This is a genomic window from Halothiobacillus neapolitanus c2, from assembly GCF_000024765.1.
Taxonomy (GTDB): Bacteria; Pseudomonadota; Gammaproteobacteria; order Halothiobacillales; family Halothiobacillaceae; genus Halothiobacillus; species Halothiobacillus neapolitanus.
In genome coordinates this window covers 1,177,651-1,194,061 of sequence record NC_013422.1, presented here as the reverse complement: position 1 = coordinate 1,194,061, position 16,411 = coordinate 1,177,651, and the positions used below count along the sequence as shown (strand labels likewise).

General features: G+C 53.3%; 13 protein-coding genes and 1 tRNA gene. 10 read left to right on the top strand and 4 right to left on the bottom strand.

What is annotated here, in order from left to right:
* Positions 1–12: 12 nt before the first annotated feature.
* The 6 genes from urtA (at position 13) to HNEAP_RS05515 (ending at position 7,331) form a co-directional block, all read left to right on the top strand.
* A complete protein-coding gene (gene urtA / locus HNEAP_RS05540; protein ID WP_012823975.1) occupies positions 13–1,314 on the top strand; it encodes an urea ABC transporter substrate-binding protein in 1,302 nt (433 codons plus the stop codon).
* A gap of 67 nt (positions 1,315–1,381) precedes the next feature.
* Positions 1,382–3,067, top strand: coding sequence for an urea ABC transporter permease subunit UrtB (gene urtB / locus HNEAP_RS05535; protein WP_012823974.1), 1,686 nt, complete (start codon positions 1,382–1,384; stop codon positions 3,065–3,067).
* Between the two features lie 3 nt (positions 3,068–3,070).
* Entirely contained in the window at positions 3,071–4,222 is a 1,152-nt protein-coding gene (gene urtC / locus HNEAP_RS05530) for an urea ABC transporter permease subunit UrtC (protein ID WP_012823973.1), read from the top strand.
* Positions 4,222–5,052 (top strand): urea ABC transporter ATP-binding protein UrtD, encoded by an 831-nt coding sequence (gene urtD / locus HNEAP_RS05525; protein ID WP_012823972.1) that lies wholly within the window; start codon positions 4,222–4,224, stop codon positions 5,050–5,052. The genes urtC and urtD overlap by 1 nt, the downstream gene beginning before the upstream one ends.
* On the top strand, positions 5,040–5,735 hold the full coding sequence (gene urtE, locus HNEAP_RS05520; protein WP_012823971.1) for an urea ABC transporter ATP-binding subunit UrtE: 696 nt from the start codon (positions 5,040–5,042) through the stop codon (positions 5,733–5,735). The genes urtD and urtE overlap by 13 nt, the downstream gene beginning before the upstream one ends.
* A 237-nt stretch (positions 5,736–5,972) precedes the next feature.
* Positions 5,973–7,331: a dicarboxylate/amino acid:cation symporter gene (locus HNEAP_RS05515; RefSeq protein WP_012823969.1), complete on the top strand. Its 1,359-nt coding sequence runs from the start codon at positions 5,973–5,975 to the stop codon at positions 7,329–7,331.
* Between the two features lie 209 nt (positions 7,332–7,540).
* Here HNEAP_RS05515 and HNEAP_RS05510 read toward each other — a convergent pair whose 3' ends face one another.
* Positions 7,541–8,443, bottom strand: coding sequence for a LysR family transcriptional regulator (locus tag HNEAP_RS05510; RefSeq protein ID WP_012823968.1), 903 nt, complete (start codon positions 8,441–8,443; stop codon positions 7,541–7,543).
* A 129-nt stretch (positions 8,444–8,572) separates the two neighbouring features.
* Here HNEAP_RS05510 and HNEAP_RS05505 point away from each other — a divergent pair, with 129 nt between their 5' ends.
* The 4 genes from HNEAP_RS05505 to HNEAP_RS05495 all read left to right on the top strand — a co-directional run bounded on the left by HNEAP_RS05505 (position 8,573) and on the right by HNEAP_RS05495 (position 13,470).
* The gene (locus HNEAP_RS05505; protein WP_012823967.1) at positions 8,573–9,952 is read left to right on the top strand and encodes a ribulose-bisphosphate carboxylase; all 1,380 of its coding nucleotides are present in this window, start codon (positions 8,573–8,575) and stop codon (positions 9,950–9,952) included.
* 207 nt (positions 9,953–10,159) lie between these two features.
* Entirely contained in the window at positions 10,160–10,963 is an 804-nt protein-coding gene (locus HNEAP_RS05500) for a CbbQ/NirQ/NorQ/GpvN family protein (RefSeq protein ID WP_012823966.1), read from the top strand.
* Between the two features lie 16 nt (positions 10,964–10,979).
* Complete coding sequence (locus HNEAP_RS12960; protein WP_012823965.1) at positions 10,980–11,207, top strand: GDCCVxC domain-containing (seleno)protein; 228 nt, start codon at positions 10,980–10,982, stop codon at positions 11,205–11,207.
* Positions 11,200–13,470: a nitric oxide reductase activation protein NorD gene (locus HNEAP_RS05495; protein WP_012823964.1), complete on the top strand. Its 2,271-nt coding sequence runs from the start codon at positions 11,200–11,202 to the stop codon at positions 13,468–13,470. The genes HNEAP_RS12960 and HNEAP_RS05495 overlap by 8 nt, the downstream gene beginning before the upstream one ends.
* A gap of 54 nt (positions 13,471–13,524) precedes the next feature.
* Here the strand turns inward: HNEAP_RS05495 and HNEAP_RS05490 are convergent, their stop codons facing one another.
* The 3 genes from HNEAP_RS05490 to HNEAP_RS05480 all read right to left on the bottom strand — a co-directional run bounded on the left by HNEAP_RS05490 (position 13,525) and on the right by HNEAP_RS05480 (position 16,278).
* Positions 13,525–14,427 carry a LysR family transcriptional regulator gene (locus HNEAP_RS05490; RefSeq protein WP_012823963.1) on the bottom strand — a complete coding sequence of 301 codons (903 nt, stop codon included), beginning with the start codon at positions 14,425–14,427 and terminating at the stop codon, positions 13,525–13,527.
* A 220-nt stretch (positions 14,428–14,647) separates the two neighbouring features.
* Positions 14,648–14,724: transfer RNA gene (locus tag HNEAP_RS05485), tRNA-Met, on the bottom strand.
* Positions 14,725–14,937: 213 nt separating this feature from the next.
* Entirely contained in the window at positions 14,938–16,278 is a 1,341-nt protein-coding gene (locus HNEAP_RS05480; RefSeq protein ID WP_012823962.1) for a GGDEF domain-containing protein, read from the bottom strand.
* Between the last annotated feature and the right edge of the window lie 133 nt (positions 16,279–16,411).

Here is a 16,411-nt window from a genome sequence, read left to right as displayed (position 1 = left end):
GAGGGAACAACCATGAATCGTCGTAACTTTATGAAAGCCGTGGGCGCTACCGGATTGTCACTTAGTTTCGGCCTCAAGGGCATCGAGTTTGCCAATGCCGCAGAAGGCCCAATCAAGGTCGGTATTCTGCATTCGTTATCCGGCACGATGGCCATCTCTGAGAGCGCACTCAAAGACAACATGCTGATGTTGATTGCCGAGCAGAACGCCAAAGGTGGTGTGATGGGGCGCAAATTAGAGGCAGTCGTCGTCGATCCCGCATCCAATTGGCCCCTGTTCGCGGAAAAGGCACGCGAACTGATCAGCAAGGACAAAGTTTCCGCCATTTTCGGATGCTGGACTTCCGTTTCCCGCAAATCCGTCCTGCCTGTCGTCGAAGAACTCAATGGCCTGCTGTTCTATCCCGTTCAGTTTGAAGGCGAAGAATCCTCGCGCAATATTTTCTACACCGGCGCGGCGCCAAACCAGCAAGCCATTCCGGCCGTTGATTATTTGATGAACGAGCTTGGCATTACCCGTTGGGTATTGGCGGGCACCGATTACGTGTATCCGCGCACCACCAACAAAATCCTGGAAGCCTACCTCAAGCAAAAAGGTGTGAAGGACGAAGACATCATGATCAACTACACGCCGTTCGGTCAGTCCGACTGGCAGTCGATCGTGAGCCAGATCAAGCAATTCGGCAGCGCGGGCAAACCCACCGCAGTTGTTTCCACCATCAACGGCGATGCCAACGTGCCGTTCTATCGCGAACTGGGCAATCAGGGCATTCAGTCTCAGGATATTCCCGTCGTTGCCTTCTCCGTGGGCGAACAGGAACTCTCCGGCATGGATACCAAACCATTGGTCGGCCAACTGGCGGCCTGGAATTACTTCGAAAGCGTCAAAACGCCAGAAAATGAAGCCTATATCGCCAACTGGAAGAAGTTCAAGAAAGACCCTAAAGCGGTGACCAACGACCCGATGGAAGCGGAGTACATTGCCTTCCAGATGTGGGTGAAGGCGGTTGAGAAGGCCAAATCCACCGACACGGACAAGATCCTCGAATCGATCATCGGCGTGGAAGTGCCCAATCTGACCGGCGGCACGGCCAAAATGCTGCCCAATCACTACATCACCAAGCCGGTGTACATCGGGGAAATTCAGGATGATGGACAGTTTGATGTCGTCTGGAAAACCAAGACCGAAGTGCCGGGCAAGGCATGGTCCCCGTACCTGCCCGGCAGCAAGGATCTGATTGCGGACTGGACACCGCCGATCAACTGCGGCGCGTACAACACCGTCACCAAGAAGTGCACAGGATCAGGTTCATAGAATCAGAACGCAGCTTCTGTCATACGGCCAACCATTGTTGGTTGGCCGGTTTCCCGAGGATGGATTTATGACGCATCTTACCCGCAGTCACCCGCGATCCAGCGCCGCGCCAATCGGATTTAAACGATTCCGGCACTGGATCGCCCCAATTTTCACGTTGTGCCTTCTGATGGGCGCAACGCTCCCTATGCCGATGGCGCAGGCCGACTCAGCTTCGCCTTCATTGGCAACAGGCAGCCCCACCGTTTCCGCCATCGCAAGTGATGACGCCATGACGCGCAGCCACGCCATCAAGGCTTTGATACTTCAGCCGCCGGCCGGTGCCGCCGATGTTCTGCATGCGCTTGATCAAGGCATGCTCTATGTCAAAGCCAAGCCCGTCGCGCAACTCGGTATTGCCGATGCCGCAGGAAAAATTTCCGCCATTGACTCGGAAGAGATCCTCGGCAACACCAGTGATGCCCAATGGCAACCTGTATCGATCAATAACGTGATTCGCATCCAGTTGCGGCCGCGTCTTGATCTGATGGCGCTGGCATCACCCGATGTATCCAAACGCCGTGACGCCGCTCAGGATTTGTTTTCTGCACGGCTGACTCCGGACTATATCCATGAAATAAAAGCATTGGAACCGCAAATCAAAGATGCGGATGTGCAGGCGAATCTGCGCAAATTGGTGGCTGGTTTCGAACTGAATGATGCCGACCCCAAGGTTCGGCTCGTCGCCATTGCCGATGTTGCCGACGCACTGGATCCGGAAATCCGCGCCAAACTGGCGAATCTGGCGAGTAACGATAATGACCCGGCTGTGAAAGCGGCGGCGGCCAAAACGCTCGATGCCATCAATACCCGTGTGGCCGGATGGCAGTTTTTGCAAAATCTGGTGTTCGGGCTCAGCCTCGGCTCGGTATTGCTGCTGGCCGCGATTGGCCTGGCGATTACCTTCGGTGTGATGGGGGTCATCAATATGGCCCATGGCGAGATGATGATGATCGGTGCGTACACGACCTGGCTGCTGCAACAACTGATGCCCAATCACCTCACCGCGGCGCTGTTTCTGGCCATTCCGAGTGCCTTTCTGGCCGCGGGCATTATCGGCATGGCGATTGAACGCGGGTTGATCCGTTTCCTTTATGGTCGTCCGCTGGAAACCCTGCTGGCAACATTCGGTTTGAGCCTGATGCTGCAACAGGCCGCACGAATTATTTTCACCCCGCTCAATCGTGCCGTTGCCCTGCCGGATTTCATGAGTAATAGCTGGGTTGTCAATCCGGTATTCGCCATCACATATAACCGGCTGTATATCCTGATTTTTTCACTGACCGTCTTCTTTGCCCTTTTACTTTTGCTCAAGCGAAGCACCTTCGGGTTACGAATCCGTGCTGTCGCACAAAACCGTGCCATGGCCCGAGCCTGCGGGGTGCGTTCAAACTGGATCGATGCCCTCACCTTCGGTCTTGGTTCCGGCATCGCCGGTATCGCCGGTGTGGCGCTGGCGCAGATTACGAATGTCGGCCCCAATCTCGGCCAGAGTTATATCGTCGATTCATTCATGGTCGTAGTACTGGGCGGCGTCGGTAATTTGTGGGGCACGCTGGTCGCCGGGATGGGTATCGGCGTGCTGAATAAATTTCTCGAACCCTATTCCGGCGCTGTTCTGGCGAAAGTCGTGGTGCTGGTGCTCGTGATCCTCGTTATTCAAAAACGCCCGCGTGGATTATTCCCGCAAAAGGGCCGCGCGGCGGAGGAATAGACCATGCTTTTCAAGACATTATTTGCAGGCCATGAACGGGGCGGCTTAGTCGTGATGCTGGCGATTGTGCTCATGTTGTTGTGGGTCAGTATCGGCAATCTGGCAGTGCCCGCGAGCAGCCCATGGCATGTTTCCACCTATACCGTGACTATCCTCGGCAAATTCCTCACCTATGCCCTGTTGGCCGTATCGATTGATTTGATCTGGGGTTATGCCGGCATTCTTTCGTTGGGGCATGGCGCATTCTTCGCACTCGGTGGCTACGCGATGGGCATGTACCTGATGCGTGAAATTGGTGATCGCGGCCAGTACGGCAATCCCGATCTGCCGGATTTCATGGTGTTTTTGAACTGGCATGAACTGCCGTGGTACTGGTACGGCTTCGATCATTTTTGGTTTGCCGCCCTGATGGTGCTGCTGGTGCCGGGCATCTTGGCTGGTTTATTCGGCTGGCTGGCGTTTCGCTCGAAAGTCTCCGGCGTGTATTTCGCCATCATTACCCAGGCGCTAACGTACGCACTCATGCTGGCTTTTTTCCGCAACGAGATGGGCTTTGGTGGCAATAATGGCCTAACGGATTTTAAAGATATTCTCGGGTTTCCCATCGCCGAAAATGGCACCCGCGTGGGCTTGTTTGTCGCCTCGGGTATTGCCCTGATCCTTGGCTACTTTATTGCCCAAGCCATTGTGCGCTCACGCTTCGGGCGGGTGTTGGTCGCGATTCGAGATGCCGAGCCGCGAACCCGCGCCTGCGGTTATCCGGTGGCACGATACAAACTGGTCGTGTTCGTGATTTCCGCCATGCTGGCCGCTGTTGCGGGCGCATTGTATGTGCCGCAGGTTGGCATCATCAATCCCGGCGAATTCTCGCCTTTATCGTCGATCGAAGCGGTTGCCTGGGTGGCAACCGGTGGTCGGGGCAGCCTGTTTGGCCCCATTATCGGTGCCTTCGCCGTCAACTACAGCAAAACACAACTCACTTCATTGGCACCGGATTTATGGCCGTTCGTGCTTGGCGGACTGTTCATTCTGGTCACCGTCTTTCTACCCAAAGGGCTGATCAGCTTGCTGGCGCGGCGCAAGAAAGCCCATAAGCCCGCAGCCGATAAACCGACAACGTCCCCAGCGACAGACAGCAAACCGGAGGTTCTGTAATGTTATCTGCTCCGAACGAAAGCGAGATCATCGGTGATCGCGTGGCAAACCCGATCCCCGGCCAACCGGATGTCACCCACGGGGCGATCCTCTATCTGGAAGATGTCACGTTGAGTTTCGATGGGTTCAAAGCCCTTAATAAACTCAATTTGACACTCGATGATGGCGAGTTGCGCTGCATTATCGGCCCGAATGGTGCGGGCAAGTCGACCATGATGGATGTCATCACTGGGCGGCGAAAACCCGATTCTGGCCAAGTTTTTTTCGGCCAGAACATCGAACTGCTCAAACTGGCAGAGCACGATATTGCCAACGGCATGGTGGGGAGAAAATTCCAACGCCCAACAGTTTTCGAGGCACTGACCGTGGCGGAAAACATCGAACTTACCCTGCTGGGCAAGCGCGCGCCGTGGCAAGTGCTCAAGGCGCGCAGCACACCCGCAGAACAAACGCGTATCGATGAGGTGCTAACCACCATCGGCTTAATTGGGTTGCGCCATCAATTGGCCGGCATCTTATCGCACGGTCAGAAACAATGGCTTGAAATCGGCATGTTGCTCGCCCAAAACCCGCGCATTCTGTTGGTTGATGAACCTGTTGCGGGCATGACCGGTGAAGAAATGGCAAGAACAGCGGAATTGCTGGTCAGTTTGGCCGGAGAACGCACCGTCGTCGTTGTCGAGCACGACATGGCCTTCGTACGCAAAATCGCCCGCACCGTCACGGTTTTGCATCAAGGCAGTGTGCTGGCTGAAGGCAGCTTGGGCAGCGTGCAAAGCAATCCCAAAGTCATCGAAGTGTATCTGGGAGAAACACCATGCTCACACTGAATGCCATTAATCAATACTATGGCGGCAGCCATATCCTGAACAATATCAACCTCTCGATCGATGCCGGGGCGCTGGTATGCCTGCTGGGTCGCAATGGTGTCGGCAAAACCACGCTCATGCGTTCAATTATGGGCATGGTTGCGCTAAAAAGCGGCGATATTAACTTTGCTGGACAAGATCTTTCCAAGGCATCGACAGAGCAACGCGCACGGGCCGGTATTGGCTTTGTGCCACAGGGCCGAGAAATTTTCCCGCTGCTCACCGTAGAAGAAAACCTCAAACTTGCCCTGGCCGGACGACGCGACAAGGTGCGTAAAATCCCGGCACAAATATATGACCTGTTCCCGGTATTGCAGGAAATGCGCTATCGGCGTGGGGGCGATCTCTCCGGTGGCCAGCAGCAACAGTTAGCCATTGGCCGAGCACTGGTGCTCGACCCGAAAATCCTGCTGCTGGATGAACCTACCGAAGGCATCCAGCCTAATATCGTGGTTGAAATCGGTGAGGTGTTGCGCCGCTTGAATCAGGAGCTGGGTCTGGCTGTTTTACTCGTGGAGCAGAAACTACCCTTTGCCCGTCAGGTTGCCGACCACTTCGTGATTATGGAGCGCGGAGAAATTCAAGCCACTGGGGCGATGGGCACACTCGACGATGCGCTTATCGGCCAGTATCTGACGGTTTGATCGCAGTATTGGCATGTATGAAATTTCAGGTAAAGACGATGCGTTCGCGTACATCCAACGCGTTGCCAACAAATGGCGACTGCCAATACAGTTGATTCACCCCGAAGATAAAAACATAGCCTATTGATTTATTGACCAAAACACCATGCGAGCATTTGAAAAGGCAAGATTTGCTGATAAGGTCGAACCGATTACGACCCTGACGAAGACATGATCAAAAGAGAGCCATAACTCCGCATGAGTGCTACTAAAAAATTAAGCCTGACCAGCAAGGTACTAATCGGCATGGGGCTCGGCATTGCCATCGGCCTGTTGATCAATATGACTGGGCTTAATGTCAAAGGTGGCTTCGTCAACACCTACGTGGTGGATGGCTTGTTCTACGTGATGGGCAAGTTGTTTATCAATGCGCTGAAAATGCTTGTAGTGCCGTTGGTTTTCTTTTCTCTACTCAGTGGCGTTTGCGGCATTGGCAACCTCAAGATACTTGGGCGCGTCGGAACCAAGTCATTCGCACTTTATATCCTCACGACTGCCATCGCCATCGCGGTTGCCATAATCATTGCAACCTCTGCCCATATTGGCCTTGGCATGAACCTGGCCGCCGATACCAGCTTCACGACACAAACCGCGCCACCACTCACCGAAGTACTCATCGGCATAATTCCAACGAACCCACTAGCAGCTATGGCGCAAGGCCAGATGCTGCCTTTGATCTTCTTCACCATTTTGCTCGGGGTCAGCATCGTCATGGTCGGCACCAAGGCAAAGGGTATTGTTGCGGGTATCGAGGTGGCAAACGAAATCATGATGAAGATGGTCACGCTGGTCATGGTTGTGGCGCCCTACGCCGTTTTTGCACTCATTGCCAAATCCATGGCCGAATTGGGCCTCGATTTGCTTGGCCAGCTGGCAGGCTACGTCATCGTGCTCGTTTCGGCCCTGCTGGTGCATTTATTCTTTACCTTGATGATTATCCTTAAAACCTTCTCGGGCCTGAGCCCGCGGGAGTTCATGCGCAAAATTAGAGAAGCACAGATTTTCGCGTTCAGCACAGCCAGTTCCAATGCCACGATTCCGGTGACGCTGCGTGTTATTACCGAAAAAATGGGGGTCGATAATTCGGTTGCCTCGTTTACCGTTCCTTTCGGCGCGACCATCAACATGGATGGCACGGCCATCATGCAAGGCGTTGCTACTGTATTTATCGCTAATATTTACGGTATCGATCTTGGCATAACCGGCTATCTCACCGTCATCATGATGTCGGTTCTCGCCTCCATCGGCACGGCTGGCGTGCCCGGCGTTGGGCTCATCATGCTCTCGATGGTGTTCTACCAAGTGGGCCTACCCGTCGAGGGTATCGGCCTGATTTTGGGCGTAGACCGTTTAATGGACATGATTCGAACGGCTGTGAATATCTCAGGCGATGCCGTTGTTTCAGCCATCGTTGCCAACAGCGAGCAGAAACTGGATCAGAAAACCTATAACGATCCGCAAGCGGGACTATTCACCCAAGCACAGGATCTTGAGATTGACCATAACGACGAAAAGGAACTCGCAAAGATTATTCAGACTGCACATGATCGGCGTTGATTCCGGCTCCCCTTATCAGGCTGCTGAAATAAGTATTTCAGCAGCCTGATAAGGTTTCTTGAACCACTGCCGTAATCGACATCTCGGGTGAGGCTTCTTGGCAAAACCAAGGTTCAATGCCTCAACTGAACAACACATTGGCCTGATCGATCAGACCCCAAATGGTTATAAGACCTTCCCAGCCTTTCAGAAAATTCGATGAAGAAAAATCACTGCACGAGGGTGGCCGACTCGGCCAATAGGTAGGTCTTGAAAGCCGATGCCACGGGTGACAGGAGCTTGTCGCTGCGATGCACGATAAACCAATGACGCATGATCGGAAATCCTTCTACAGAAAGGACAGCCAGACGTTCTAGCATCAATTCCATTTCCAATGTCTGCTTTGAGATGATCCCCAGGCCCAATCCAGCCTGAACGGCCATTTTGATCGCCTCGTTACTGTTCATTTGCATGCTTTGGTGGATTTTCAATTCTCTAGCTGAAAAGAAACGCACCATGGCGCCTTGTGTACCCGAACCATCCTCTCGGACAAGAAAGGATTCATTCGCGAGTTCAGCGATTGGAATATCAGTTCGTCCGACCCAGGGGTGATCAATGGGCGCGATCACAACCAACGGGTTATCCATAAACTGCGTCGCCTCCAAGCCCAACCCATCGGGTACCTGCCCCATAATGGCCAAGTCAATCCGATTTTCAGACAATAGATTCAATACTTCAGCCCGGTTGGATACTTCGAGGTGAATCGACACCTTGGGATATCGACTGCGGAATCCGGCGAGGATTTCTGTCGCGACCGCATTCACCGTAGAGGTCACCGCAATATTCAATTGCCCTTCCTCTACGCCTTTGAGTCTTGCCAGAGCATTCCCCAAGTCGGTCAGCTGTGCAGAAATATTTTTGGCCGCGTGCTGCACATTTCTTCCCGCTTCGGTCAGGAATATCTTCTTCCCAACCTGCTCGGTGAGCGGGAGCCCTACGAACGATTCGATCTGGCGAACCTGCATGGAAACACCCGGTTGACTCAAGTGAAGCTCAATAGCTGCCTTGGAGAAAGACAGATGTCTGGCAACGGCCTCAAAGACCACCAATTGACGCAAGGTAAGTCGGCGCAATGTATAAGCCCTGCCTTATGTTTTATCTAAATATTATTGATTATTAATTATATCAGACGGGTTTTAAAGTGCATCGGCGTTGTTCACAAACCCATCCTGAATTTTTTTATAAAACAGAGGAGTTACATCATGGATCAGTCCGCACGTTACGCCGACCTCAGCCTGAAAGAAGAAGACCTGATTGCAGGTGGCAAGCACATTCTTGTCGCCTATAAAATGAAGCCGAAAGCGGGACATGGCTACCTTGAAGCATCTGCACACTTTGCAGCTGAATCTTCAACCGGCACCAACGTTGAAGTTTCAACCACTGACGACTTCACCAAAGGCGTTGACGCACTGGTTTACTACATCGACGAAGCCACTGAAGACATGCGGATTGCCTATCCGATGGACCTGTTCGACCGCAACGTCACTGACGGTCGCATGATGCTGGTATCCGTATTGACTTTGATCATCGGTAACAACCAGGGCATGGGCGACATCGAACACGCCAAAATTCACGACATCTACTTCCCAGAGCGGGCCATCCAGTTGTTTGACGGCCCGTCTAAAGACATATCCGACATGTGGCGCATCCTGGGTCGTCCGATCGAAAACGGCGGTTACATCGCTGGCACCATCATCAAGCCCAAGCTGGGCTTGCGCCCGGAGCCGTTTGCCGCTGCTGCTTACCAGTTTTGGCTGGGTGGCGACTTCATCAAGAACGATGAACCACAAGGCAACCAGGTATTCTGTCCATTGAAGAAAGTTCTGCCGCTCGTTTACGACTCAATGAAGCGTGCTCAGGACGAAACCGGTCAGGCTAAACTGTTCTCCATGAACATCACTGCTGACGATCACTACGAAATGATGGCCCGTGCCGATTTCGGGCTGGAAACTTTCGGCCCAGACGCCGACAAATTAGCCTTCCTCGTTGACGGTTTTGTTGGCGGTCCAGGCATGATCACGACTGCTCGTCGTCAATATCCCAACCAGTACCTGCACTATCACCGTGCCGGTCACGGCATGATCACTTCACCTTCTGCCAAACGTGGTTACACAGCGTTCGTTCTGGCGAAGATCTCCCGTCTGCAAGGGGCTTCCGGTATCCACGTGGGCACCATGGGCTACGGCAAGATGGAAGGCGAAGGCGATGACCGCAACATCGCATACATGATCGAGCGTGATGAAGCACAAGGTCCGGTGTACTTCCAGAAGTGGTACGGCATGAAGCCAACTACGCCGATCATCTCCGGCGGCATGAACGCGCTGCGTTTGCCAGGCTTCTTCGAGAACTTGGGCCACGGCAACGTGATCAACACCGCTGGTGGTGGTTCTTACGGCCACATCGACAGCCCAGCGGCTGGCGCCATTTCACTCAAACAAGCGTACGAGTGCTGGAAGGCCGGTGCCGATCCGATCGAGTTCGCCAAGGAGCATAAAGAGTTTGCTCGTGCATTCGAATCGTTCCCGAAAGATGCCGACGCGATCTTCCCGGGCTGGCGCGAGAAGCTGGGCGTTCACAAGTAATCAACGCCTAGTCTAATTGCTCACACCCTCGGTTCACCGAGGGTGTTATTCTAACAGAACATCAATTACAACAGCCATCTGGGCCATGTGCATGCAAGCACGTGTACATCGCCCAGCTTGCTTCTTCAGGCTCACCCTCCCTGGATGCTCCACTGAGAACGACATCCAAGGGCAATCCTCCAAGCTAAATTGATAGGGAACAATGCCATGACCGATAAAGATCAATACAAAATTCAAGATGAACCCTTTTATCAGCAGCAGACCAACGAAGTCGCCCTTTACGAAGCCGCTTATCGGAATCGTCTGCCCGTCATGGTCAAGGGTCCGACCGGTTGCGGCAAATCCCGATTTGTCGAGTACATGGCCTGGAAGCTGGGCAAACCGCTAATTACCGTTGCCTGTAATGAGGACATGACGGCATCCGACCTCGTGGGTCGCTATCTGCTCGACGAAGGCGGCACACGTTGGTTGGACGGCCCGCTGACAACAGCGGCGCGCATCGGGGCCATCTGCTATCTCGACGAAATCGTTGAAGCGCGTCAGGACACCACGGTGGTGATCCACCCGCTTACCGACCATCGTCGCACTCTGCCACTCGACAAAAAGGGCGAATTGATCCATGCCCATCCAGATTTCCAATTGGTGATTTCCTATAATCCCGGCTATCAAACGTTGATGAAGGATTTGAAACAATCCACCAAGCAGCGCTTTACCGCTTTCGATTTTGATTATCCGGATGCCGCACTGGAAACCGAGATCGTGGCAAAGGAAACCGGTTTAGATGCTGATACGGTCGCCAAGTTGGTGAAAATCGGCAACGTGGCCCGCAATCTGAAAGGTCACGGTCTTGACGAAGGCATTTCAACCCGTCTGCTTGTTTATGCAGCAACCCTGATCAAGGACAGTGTGTCGCCACAAGACGCCTGCCGCATGGCGCTGGTTCGCCCAATCACCGATGACATCGACATTCGTGAAACGCTGGATCATGCGATCGACGCAACCTTTGCCTAACCTACTCGAGGTGGAAATGGAGCAATCAATCATCACAACCTCCATTATCACCTGTCCGCATTGCGGCTTTGCGCAACAAGAAACCATGCCTACAGACGCTTGCCAATGGTTTTATGAATGCACGCAATGTCACGAGTTGCTACGCCCTCAGCCGGGTGATTGCTGTGTCTTCTGCTCCTATGGCAGCGTTCCGTGCCCCCCCATCCAAATTTCCGGAAAAGGAAGCTGCGGCTGCCATGGATAATACGCTTTCCCAAGATCCGCAACTCCAGGTCTATTGGACAAAGCTCGACACCCGGTTTCCCCTGGCCGAAGCAGTCTTCGAAGACTGCATGACCGAGGCGCTTGCGTCTCTCAGTCCCGAAGGGATCGACGCCTATCTCGAAGCCGCCCGCGTGATTGGCAAACTTGGCCGTGGGGTGGAACCGCTGCTGGCGTTCATGGAAGAATGGCCCGCAACCGCCATAGCGGTGGGTGAATCCGCACTCCCGGCCGTTATGGACACCGTCCGCGTCATGCAAAAATCGCCCAATGGCCGGGCCATTGATCCGTTTATCCGCACACTCGCACCAGTTGCGCGCCGGTTGCAATCGGTTGAACTGCTTCAAGAATATCTGGATATCACGCAGGAATTGATGGGGCGAACCACCGGGTCGATCCACGGTCATCACACGACATTCCCAAGCCCCGGATTGCCTGATTTTCTGGCCCAAGCACCGAATCTGCTCAGCCAACTCACACTCTCGGGAATGAAGAACTGGGTCGACTATGGCGTCCGCAACTACAACAATCATCCCGAACGCCAGAAGGATTATTTTAGCCTGCGATCCGCGGACAGCCGCGCCGTGCTGCAACGCGAACGGCATGGCACGCTTCTGGTCGATAACGAGCGAAATCTTGATTTATATTTGCGAGCCCTGTGGCAAGACAGCGAGCAACTGGTGCCCTATTCCACCGCATTTGATGAAATTCGCAAACCCATTCCCTATTACGACAAACTCGGCATTCGACTGCCGGATGTTTGCGACGACAGCAACGGAGTCCGTGGCATTGATCGTTATCGAGCCATGCTTGCCCACATCGTTGGGCACCGTCGCTGGTCAGAAGCACAGATCGCTGATAACTGGAGCCCCTTCCAACGCATGGCGGTCGAGTTTTTCGAAGACTGCCGTGTCGACACCCTGTTGATTCGCGAATACCCCGGCCTACGCCGCTTATTCCTCGCGATGCATCCGAACCCGCAAGAAAATGCCTGCGACCCAGAGACCACATCCTGCCTGCGCCACCGGCTGGTAATGATGTCACGAGCCCTGCTCGACCCGAATCACGGATACAAGGATGCCAACCTCAATGAATTTGCGGCGCGTTTCCACGCACTCATGGAACAGCCGACCACGACCACCAACGAAGTCGCCCTCCTAGCACTGAGCTATGTCGCCAGAACGCGGCGCCAGAGCGATCAATTCTCCAAGGTGCATTTCGACAATACCGTTGTCGAATACCGTGACGACAATCGCCAATTGTGGAAATTCATCGAAGCGGGCGATGAGGAAGAAGCCTTCGATGAACAGCGCAAAATCAAACCACAGGAAGTCCAAGGCCTGCCGCCACGTCATTATCCCGAGTGGGATTACGTGAGTCAGAGCTACCGCCCGGATTGGGTTAGTGTCTATGAAGCTTTGCATCCCAGTGGAAACGCAGCCGATATCGACAGCCTGCTGCAAAAGAATGCCGCGCTTGCCAAGCAGCTCAAAAAAATGCTCGACGCGCTCAAGCCGCAGGACAAGGTACGTATTCGCTATCAAGAAGAAGGCAGTGAACTTGATCTCGACGTCGCCATCCGCTCGCTGATCGACTACAAGAGCGGCGCAAATCCCGACCCCAGAATCAATATGAGCCACCGTACCAACGGTCGCAGTATCGCGGTCATGCTGCTGCTCGATCTGTCGGAATCACTCAACGAAAAGGTGGCGGGTAGTGAACAAAGCATCCTTGAACTCAGTCAGGAAGCCGTATCGCTTCTGGCCTGGGCCATCGACAAACTCGGCGACCCCTTCGCCATTGCCGGTTTTCATTCCAATACCCGTCACGAAGTACGTTATCAGCACATCAAAGGCTACAGCGAACGCTGGGACGACGAAGTTAAAGCCCGTCTGGCGAAAATAGAAGCTGGTTACTCAACCCGTATGGGTGCAGCTATGCGCCACGCAGCCCATTACCTCAGCGCCCAGAAAGCAGACAAGAAACTCATGCTGATCCTGACCGACGGCAAGCCTTCGGACGTGGATACTTCTGATGATCGGCTTTTGATTGAAGATGCGCGTCAAGCGGTTAAGGAACTCGACCAGCTGGGGATTTTCCCCTATTGCATCAGTTTGGATGCCAGTCTGAAAGCAGGTGATGACGATTATGTGCGCGAGATTTTCGGGCAGCAGTACACAATCATCGACCATATTGAACGCCTGCCCGAACGCTTACCGCAGCTGTTCATTGCATTGACCAAATAATCTAATCGTCATGCAGGCAAACATAGTGGCAAAGCTGACCTTGTAGACATCAACTCAAGTGTTTTCCTGCTCTGGTCGTTCTAACAGATAATCCAGAAAAGCCCGCGCCGCAACCGACATCTGCCGACCGGCGGGATAAATGGCATACCAATGCCGCAGAATCGGATAGCCCTGTACGTCCAGAACTGCGAACTGGCCGGGTTGATTTAGTGTGAGCGTATGGCGAGAGAGGGCCGAAATACCGAGCCCGGTAAGAATCGCCTGCTTGATGGCCTCGTTACTACCCAGCTCAAGCCGCGGACGAACCGTGATACCCAGTTCAGCGAACCTTCGCTCAATTGCATTACGGGTGCCGGAACCTTTTTCACGCATTAACCAAGGCTCTTGAGCCAGGCGCTCAAGGCTGATGTTTTTCTCTTTGGCCAAAGGGTGATCAGGTGCAGCCAGCACAATAATCGGATTATCCATGATGGGCGTGGATTCGATTTCCATGCCCTCGGGTGGCTGACCGAGCAGATAAAGATCATCCAGATTATTGGCAATACTCGCCAATACTTGCTCCTTGTTGGTAACGCGCAAACTTACCTCGATGCCCGGGTAGAGTTTCGCAAATTCACCCAATAAACGGGGCGCGAAATAGGATGCAGTCGTAATCGCCATTAGCCGCAACTGGCCCTTCTTTAAGCCCTGCCGCTCGGCAGCCAAGGTGGTAAAGCGGTCCATGATGCCGAAAATTTCGCGGGTTGCCTGCGCGAGTTCCTGTCCATCCTCTGTCAGGTAGATCTTTTTCCCTACTTGTTCGATCAAGGGGACACCGACCATTTCCGATAACTTTTTCATCTGCATGGAAACCGTTGGCTGCGTTAGAAAGAGCTCTTCTGAGGCACGGGTAAAACTTCCGAGCCGCGCTATAGCCTCGAAAATTTCCAGTTGCCTAAAGGTAGTGTAATGACGCATATCCTCTCCTGTTGATCCGAACAAACTCACATCATGCCAAGTCTGTTTCTTGTCGTTCCAACATGATTATGAACGATATGTTCGCAGCACATGACAAACATATAACACCGGAATTCGGCAATCGCTTTATCCCGACATCGGAATCGGGAAAATCAAGGCCAAAAAAAGCCCCTGATGATATTTTCCTGATAAAAAGGAATATCAATCAAGGGCTTAGGTTTGGTTGCGGGAGTAGGATTTGAACCTACGACCTTCGGGTTATGAGCCCGACGAGCTACCGAGCTGCTCCATCCCGCGTCAGTAGGAGGCGCATATTATAGACTTCTGATCGGTTGTCAAGAGTAGATTTGATGGCAGCGTTACCGAACCGGGATACTTTGAGGACTTGGCCACCTTATTACGCCCGTTGAGTTACTCGCGGTTTGTTTGAAATAGCCAAATGCCCGGCCGCGCGCCCTGATTGATGGGCTTTCGGACAAAACAACACTGCGCACAATAGTTGGAGGCATCTTAGGATACGACCTTATTACGGCCGGTTGCTTTTGCCTTGTACAGGCGCTCGTCGGCCAGTGCAATCAGCTCTTCGGCAGCAATGGCTTTTTGGCCTGACGTGGCGGCAACACCAATACTCGACGTGACCTGTAGCAATTGATCGCCCAGATTGATCTGTGACTGGCTTATTGCAAAGCGAATACGTTCGGCAACATCACGTGCATCCTGAATGCTGGCACCAGGCAGGACAACAACAAACTCCTCGCCCCCATACCGCATCAGAACATCGCCTTCACGCAGGATTTCCCGACAGACGTGCGCCGTACGAATAAGCACTTTATCGCCACTCAAATGACCATATGTATCGTTTACCCGCTTGAAATGGTCCAGATCAAGCAGTAAAACGGACAAAGAAGAGTGGTCCCGTGAGGCACGGGTCAATTCCTCTTCCAATCGTTTAAAACCGAATCGACGGTTATAAACGCCGGTCAGCGGATCCAAGGCGGCAACACGCTGCAAATCATCATGCAGAAGTGCATTATTGAGTGCCAATCCCAGACCTTGCATCAACAGCGGCATTAATCGTGGTACATCATCGGCAAACGGAGTGGCCGAGGCCAGAATGACCCAACCCAATACAAATCCATGATTTTTAATGGGTGTCAGCAAGACATCGCTGGGTACGAAATGGGATAGGATGGCATCAACAGTCACGCCCGGTGGCAGGGTGATTCTCGTTTGCACCGCCTCATCCTTCGCGTTGAAATAGACTTTATTCTCTACGAGTTTTTCAGGATGGGAGAGCCCTCGGGAAGCCAACACAGTCCACTCGCCCTGACGCTCGAGCACAATCGCCCCGCCCTGAGCATGTGCATTGGCTTGCAGCAACCCCAGGGCTTGATCGCCCAGTTCATGCAAATCAAGTTTACTGGATACCGTCTGGGTGAAATCACGAATGCGGGCTTCAACCATATGGGCATCGTGCAGCGCATGGAGCAACGCATTGTAGCTTTGGGCCACGGCGCCGAGTTCATCCTCGTCCTGCTCATGCAAACGACAAACTGCGGGGTTACAGGCCGTCCAGTCGCCTGAGAAAGTCGCCTTTTGCATGGCCGCGCGCACTTGCTGCATTCTTGAGCTCAACTGACGCAAACGTGGTCGGACGATGCGGCTGGCCAAGGCAAAATTCAGTCCACCGACGACGAGCCCGGCAACAAGCGTGGCAATGATAAAAGTAGGTGAAAAAGCGGTTGATTTAGGAACACCGAAACCCAAAACGAACAAGGGGAAAGCAGCCCCCATGACCACGCCCATTGCCACCATACCCATTGCCAAGGCACGAAAAACGTGTTTTGACATCTGCATCCTACACCCCGTTTTGTTTCTCGTTTACATCGCGCGCTAACTTTCTTAGACAATAGCCATACTACCTTGTGACACAAAGATGTCATCTCAAGGATTTTTGGGCCGGATTAATAAGCGAAAAACCTGG

What these genes read in the sequence shown, in the direction of transcription:
- HNEAP_RS05505 (WP_012823967.1), top strand. Translation starts at nt 8,573, where the DNA reads ATGGATCAGTCCGCACGTTACGCCGACCTCAGCCTGAAAGAAGAAGAC.
- HNEAP_RS12960 (WP_012823965.1), top strand. Translation starts at nt 10,980, where the DNA reads ATGGAGCAATCAATCATCACAACCTCCATTATCACCTGTCCGCATTGC.
- HNEAP_RS05490 (WP_012823963.1), bottom strand. Translation starts at nt 14,427, where the DNA reads ATGCGTCATTACACTACCTTTAGGCAACTGGAAATTTTCGAGGCTATA.
- HNEAP_RS05500 (WP_012823966.1), top strand. Translation starts at nt 10,160, where the DNA reads ATGACCGATAAAGATCAATACAAAATTCAAGATGAACCCTTTTATCAG.
- HNEAP_RS05480 (WP_012823962.1), bottom strand. Translation starts at nt 16,278, where the DNA reads ATGTCAAAACACGTTTTTCGTGCCTTGGCAATGGGTATGGTGGCAATG.
- urtE (WP_012823971.1), top strand. Translation starts at nt 5,040, where the DNA reads ATGCTCACACTGAATGCCATTAATCAATACTATGGCGGCAGCCATATC.
- urtC (WP_012823973.1), top strand. Translation starts at nt 3,071, where the DNA reads ATGCTTTTCAAGACATTATTTGCAGGCCATGAACGGGGCGGCTTAGTC.
- HNEAP_RS05515 (WP_012823969.1), top strand. Translation starts at nt 5,973, where the DNA reads ATGAGTGCTACTAAAAAATTAAGCCTGACCAGCAAGGTACTAATCGGC.
- HNEAP_RS05495 (WP_012823964.1), top strand. Translation starts at nt 11,200, where the DNA reads ATGGATAATACGCTTTCCCAAGATCCGCAACTCCAGGTCTATTGGACA.
- urtB (WP_012823974.1), top strand. Translation starts at nt 1,382, where the DNA reads ATGACGCATCTTACCCGCAGTCACCCGCGATCCAGCGCCGCGCCAATC.
- urtA (WP_012823975.1), top strand. Translation starts at nt 13, where the DNA reads ATGAATCGTCGTAACTTTATGAAAGCCGTGGGCGCTACCGGATTGTCA.
- urtD (WP_012823972.1), top strand. Translation starts at nt 4,222, where the DNA reads ATGTTATCTGCTCCGAACGAAAGCGAGATCATCGGTGATCGCGTGGCA.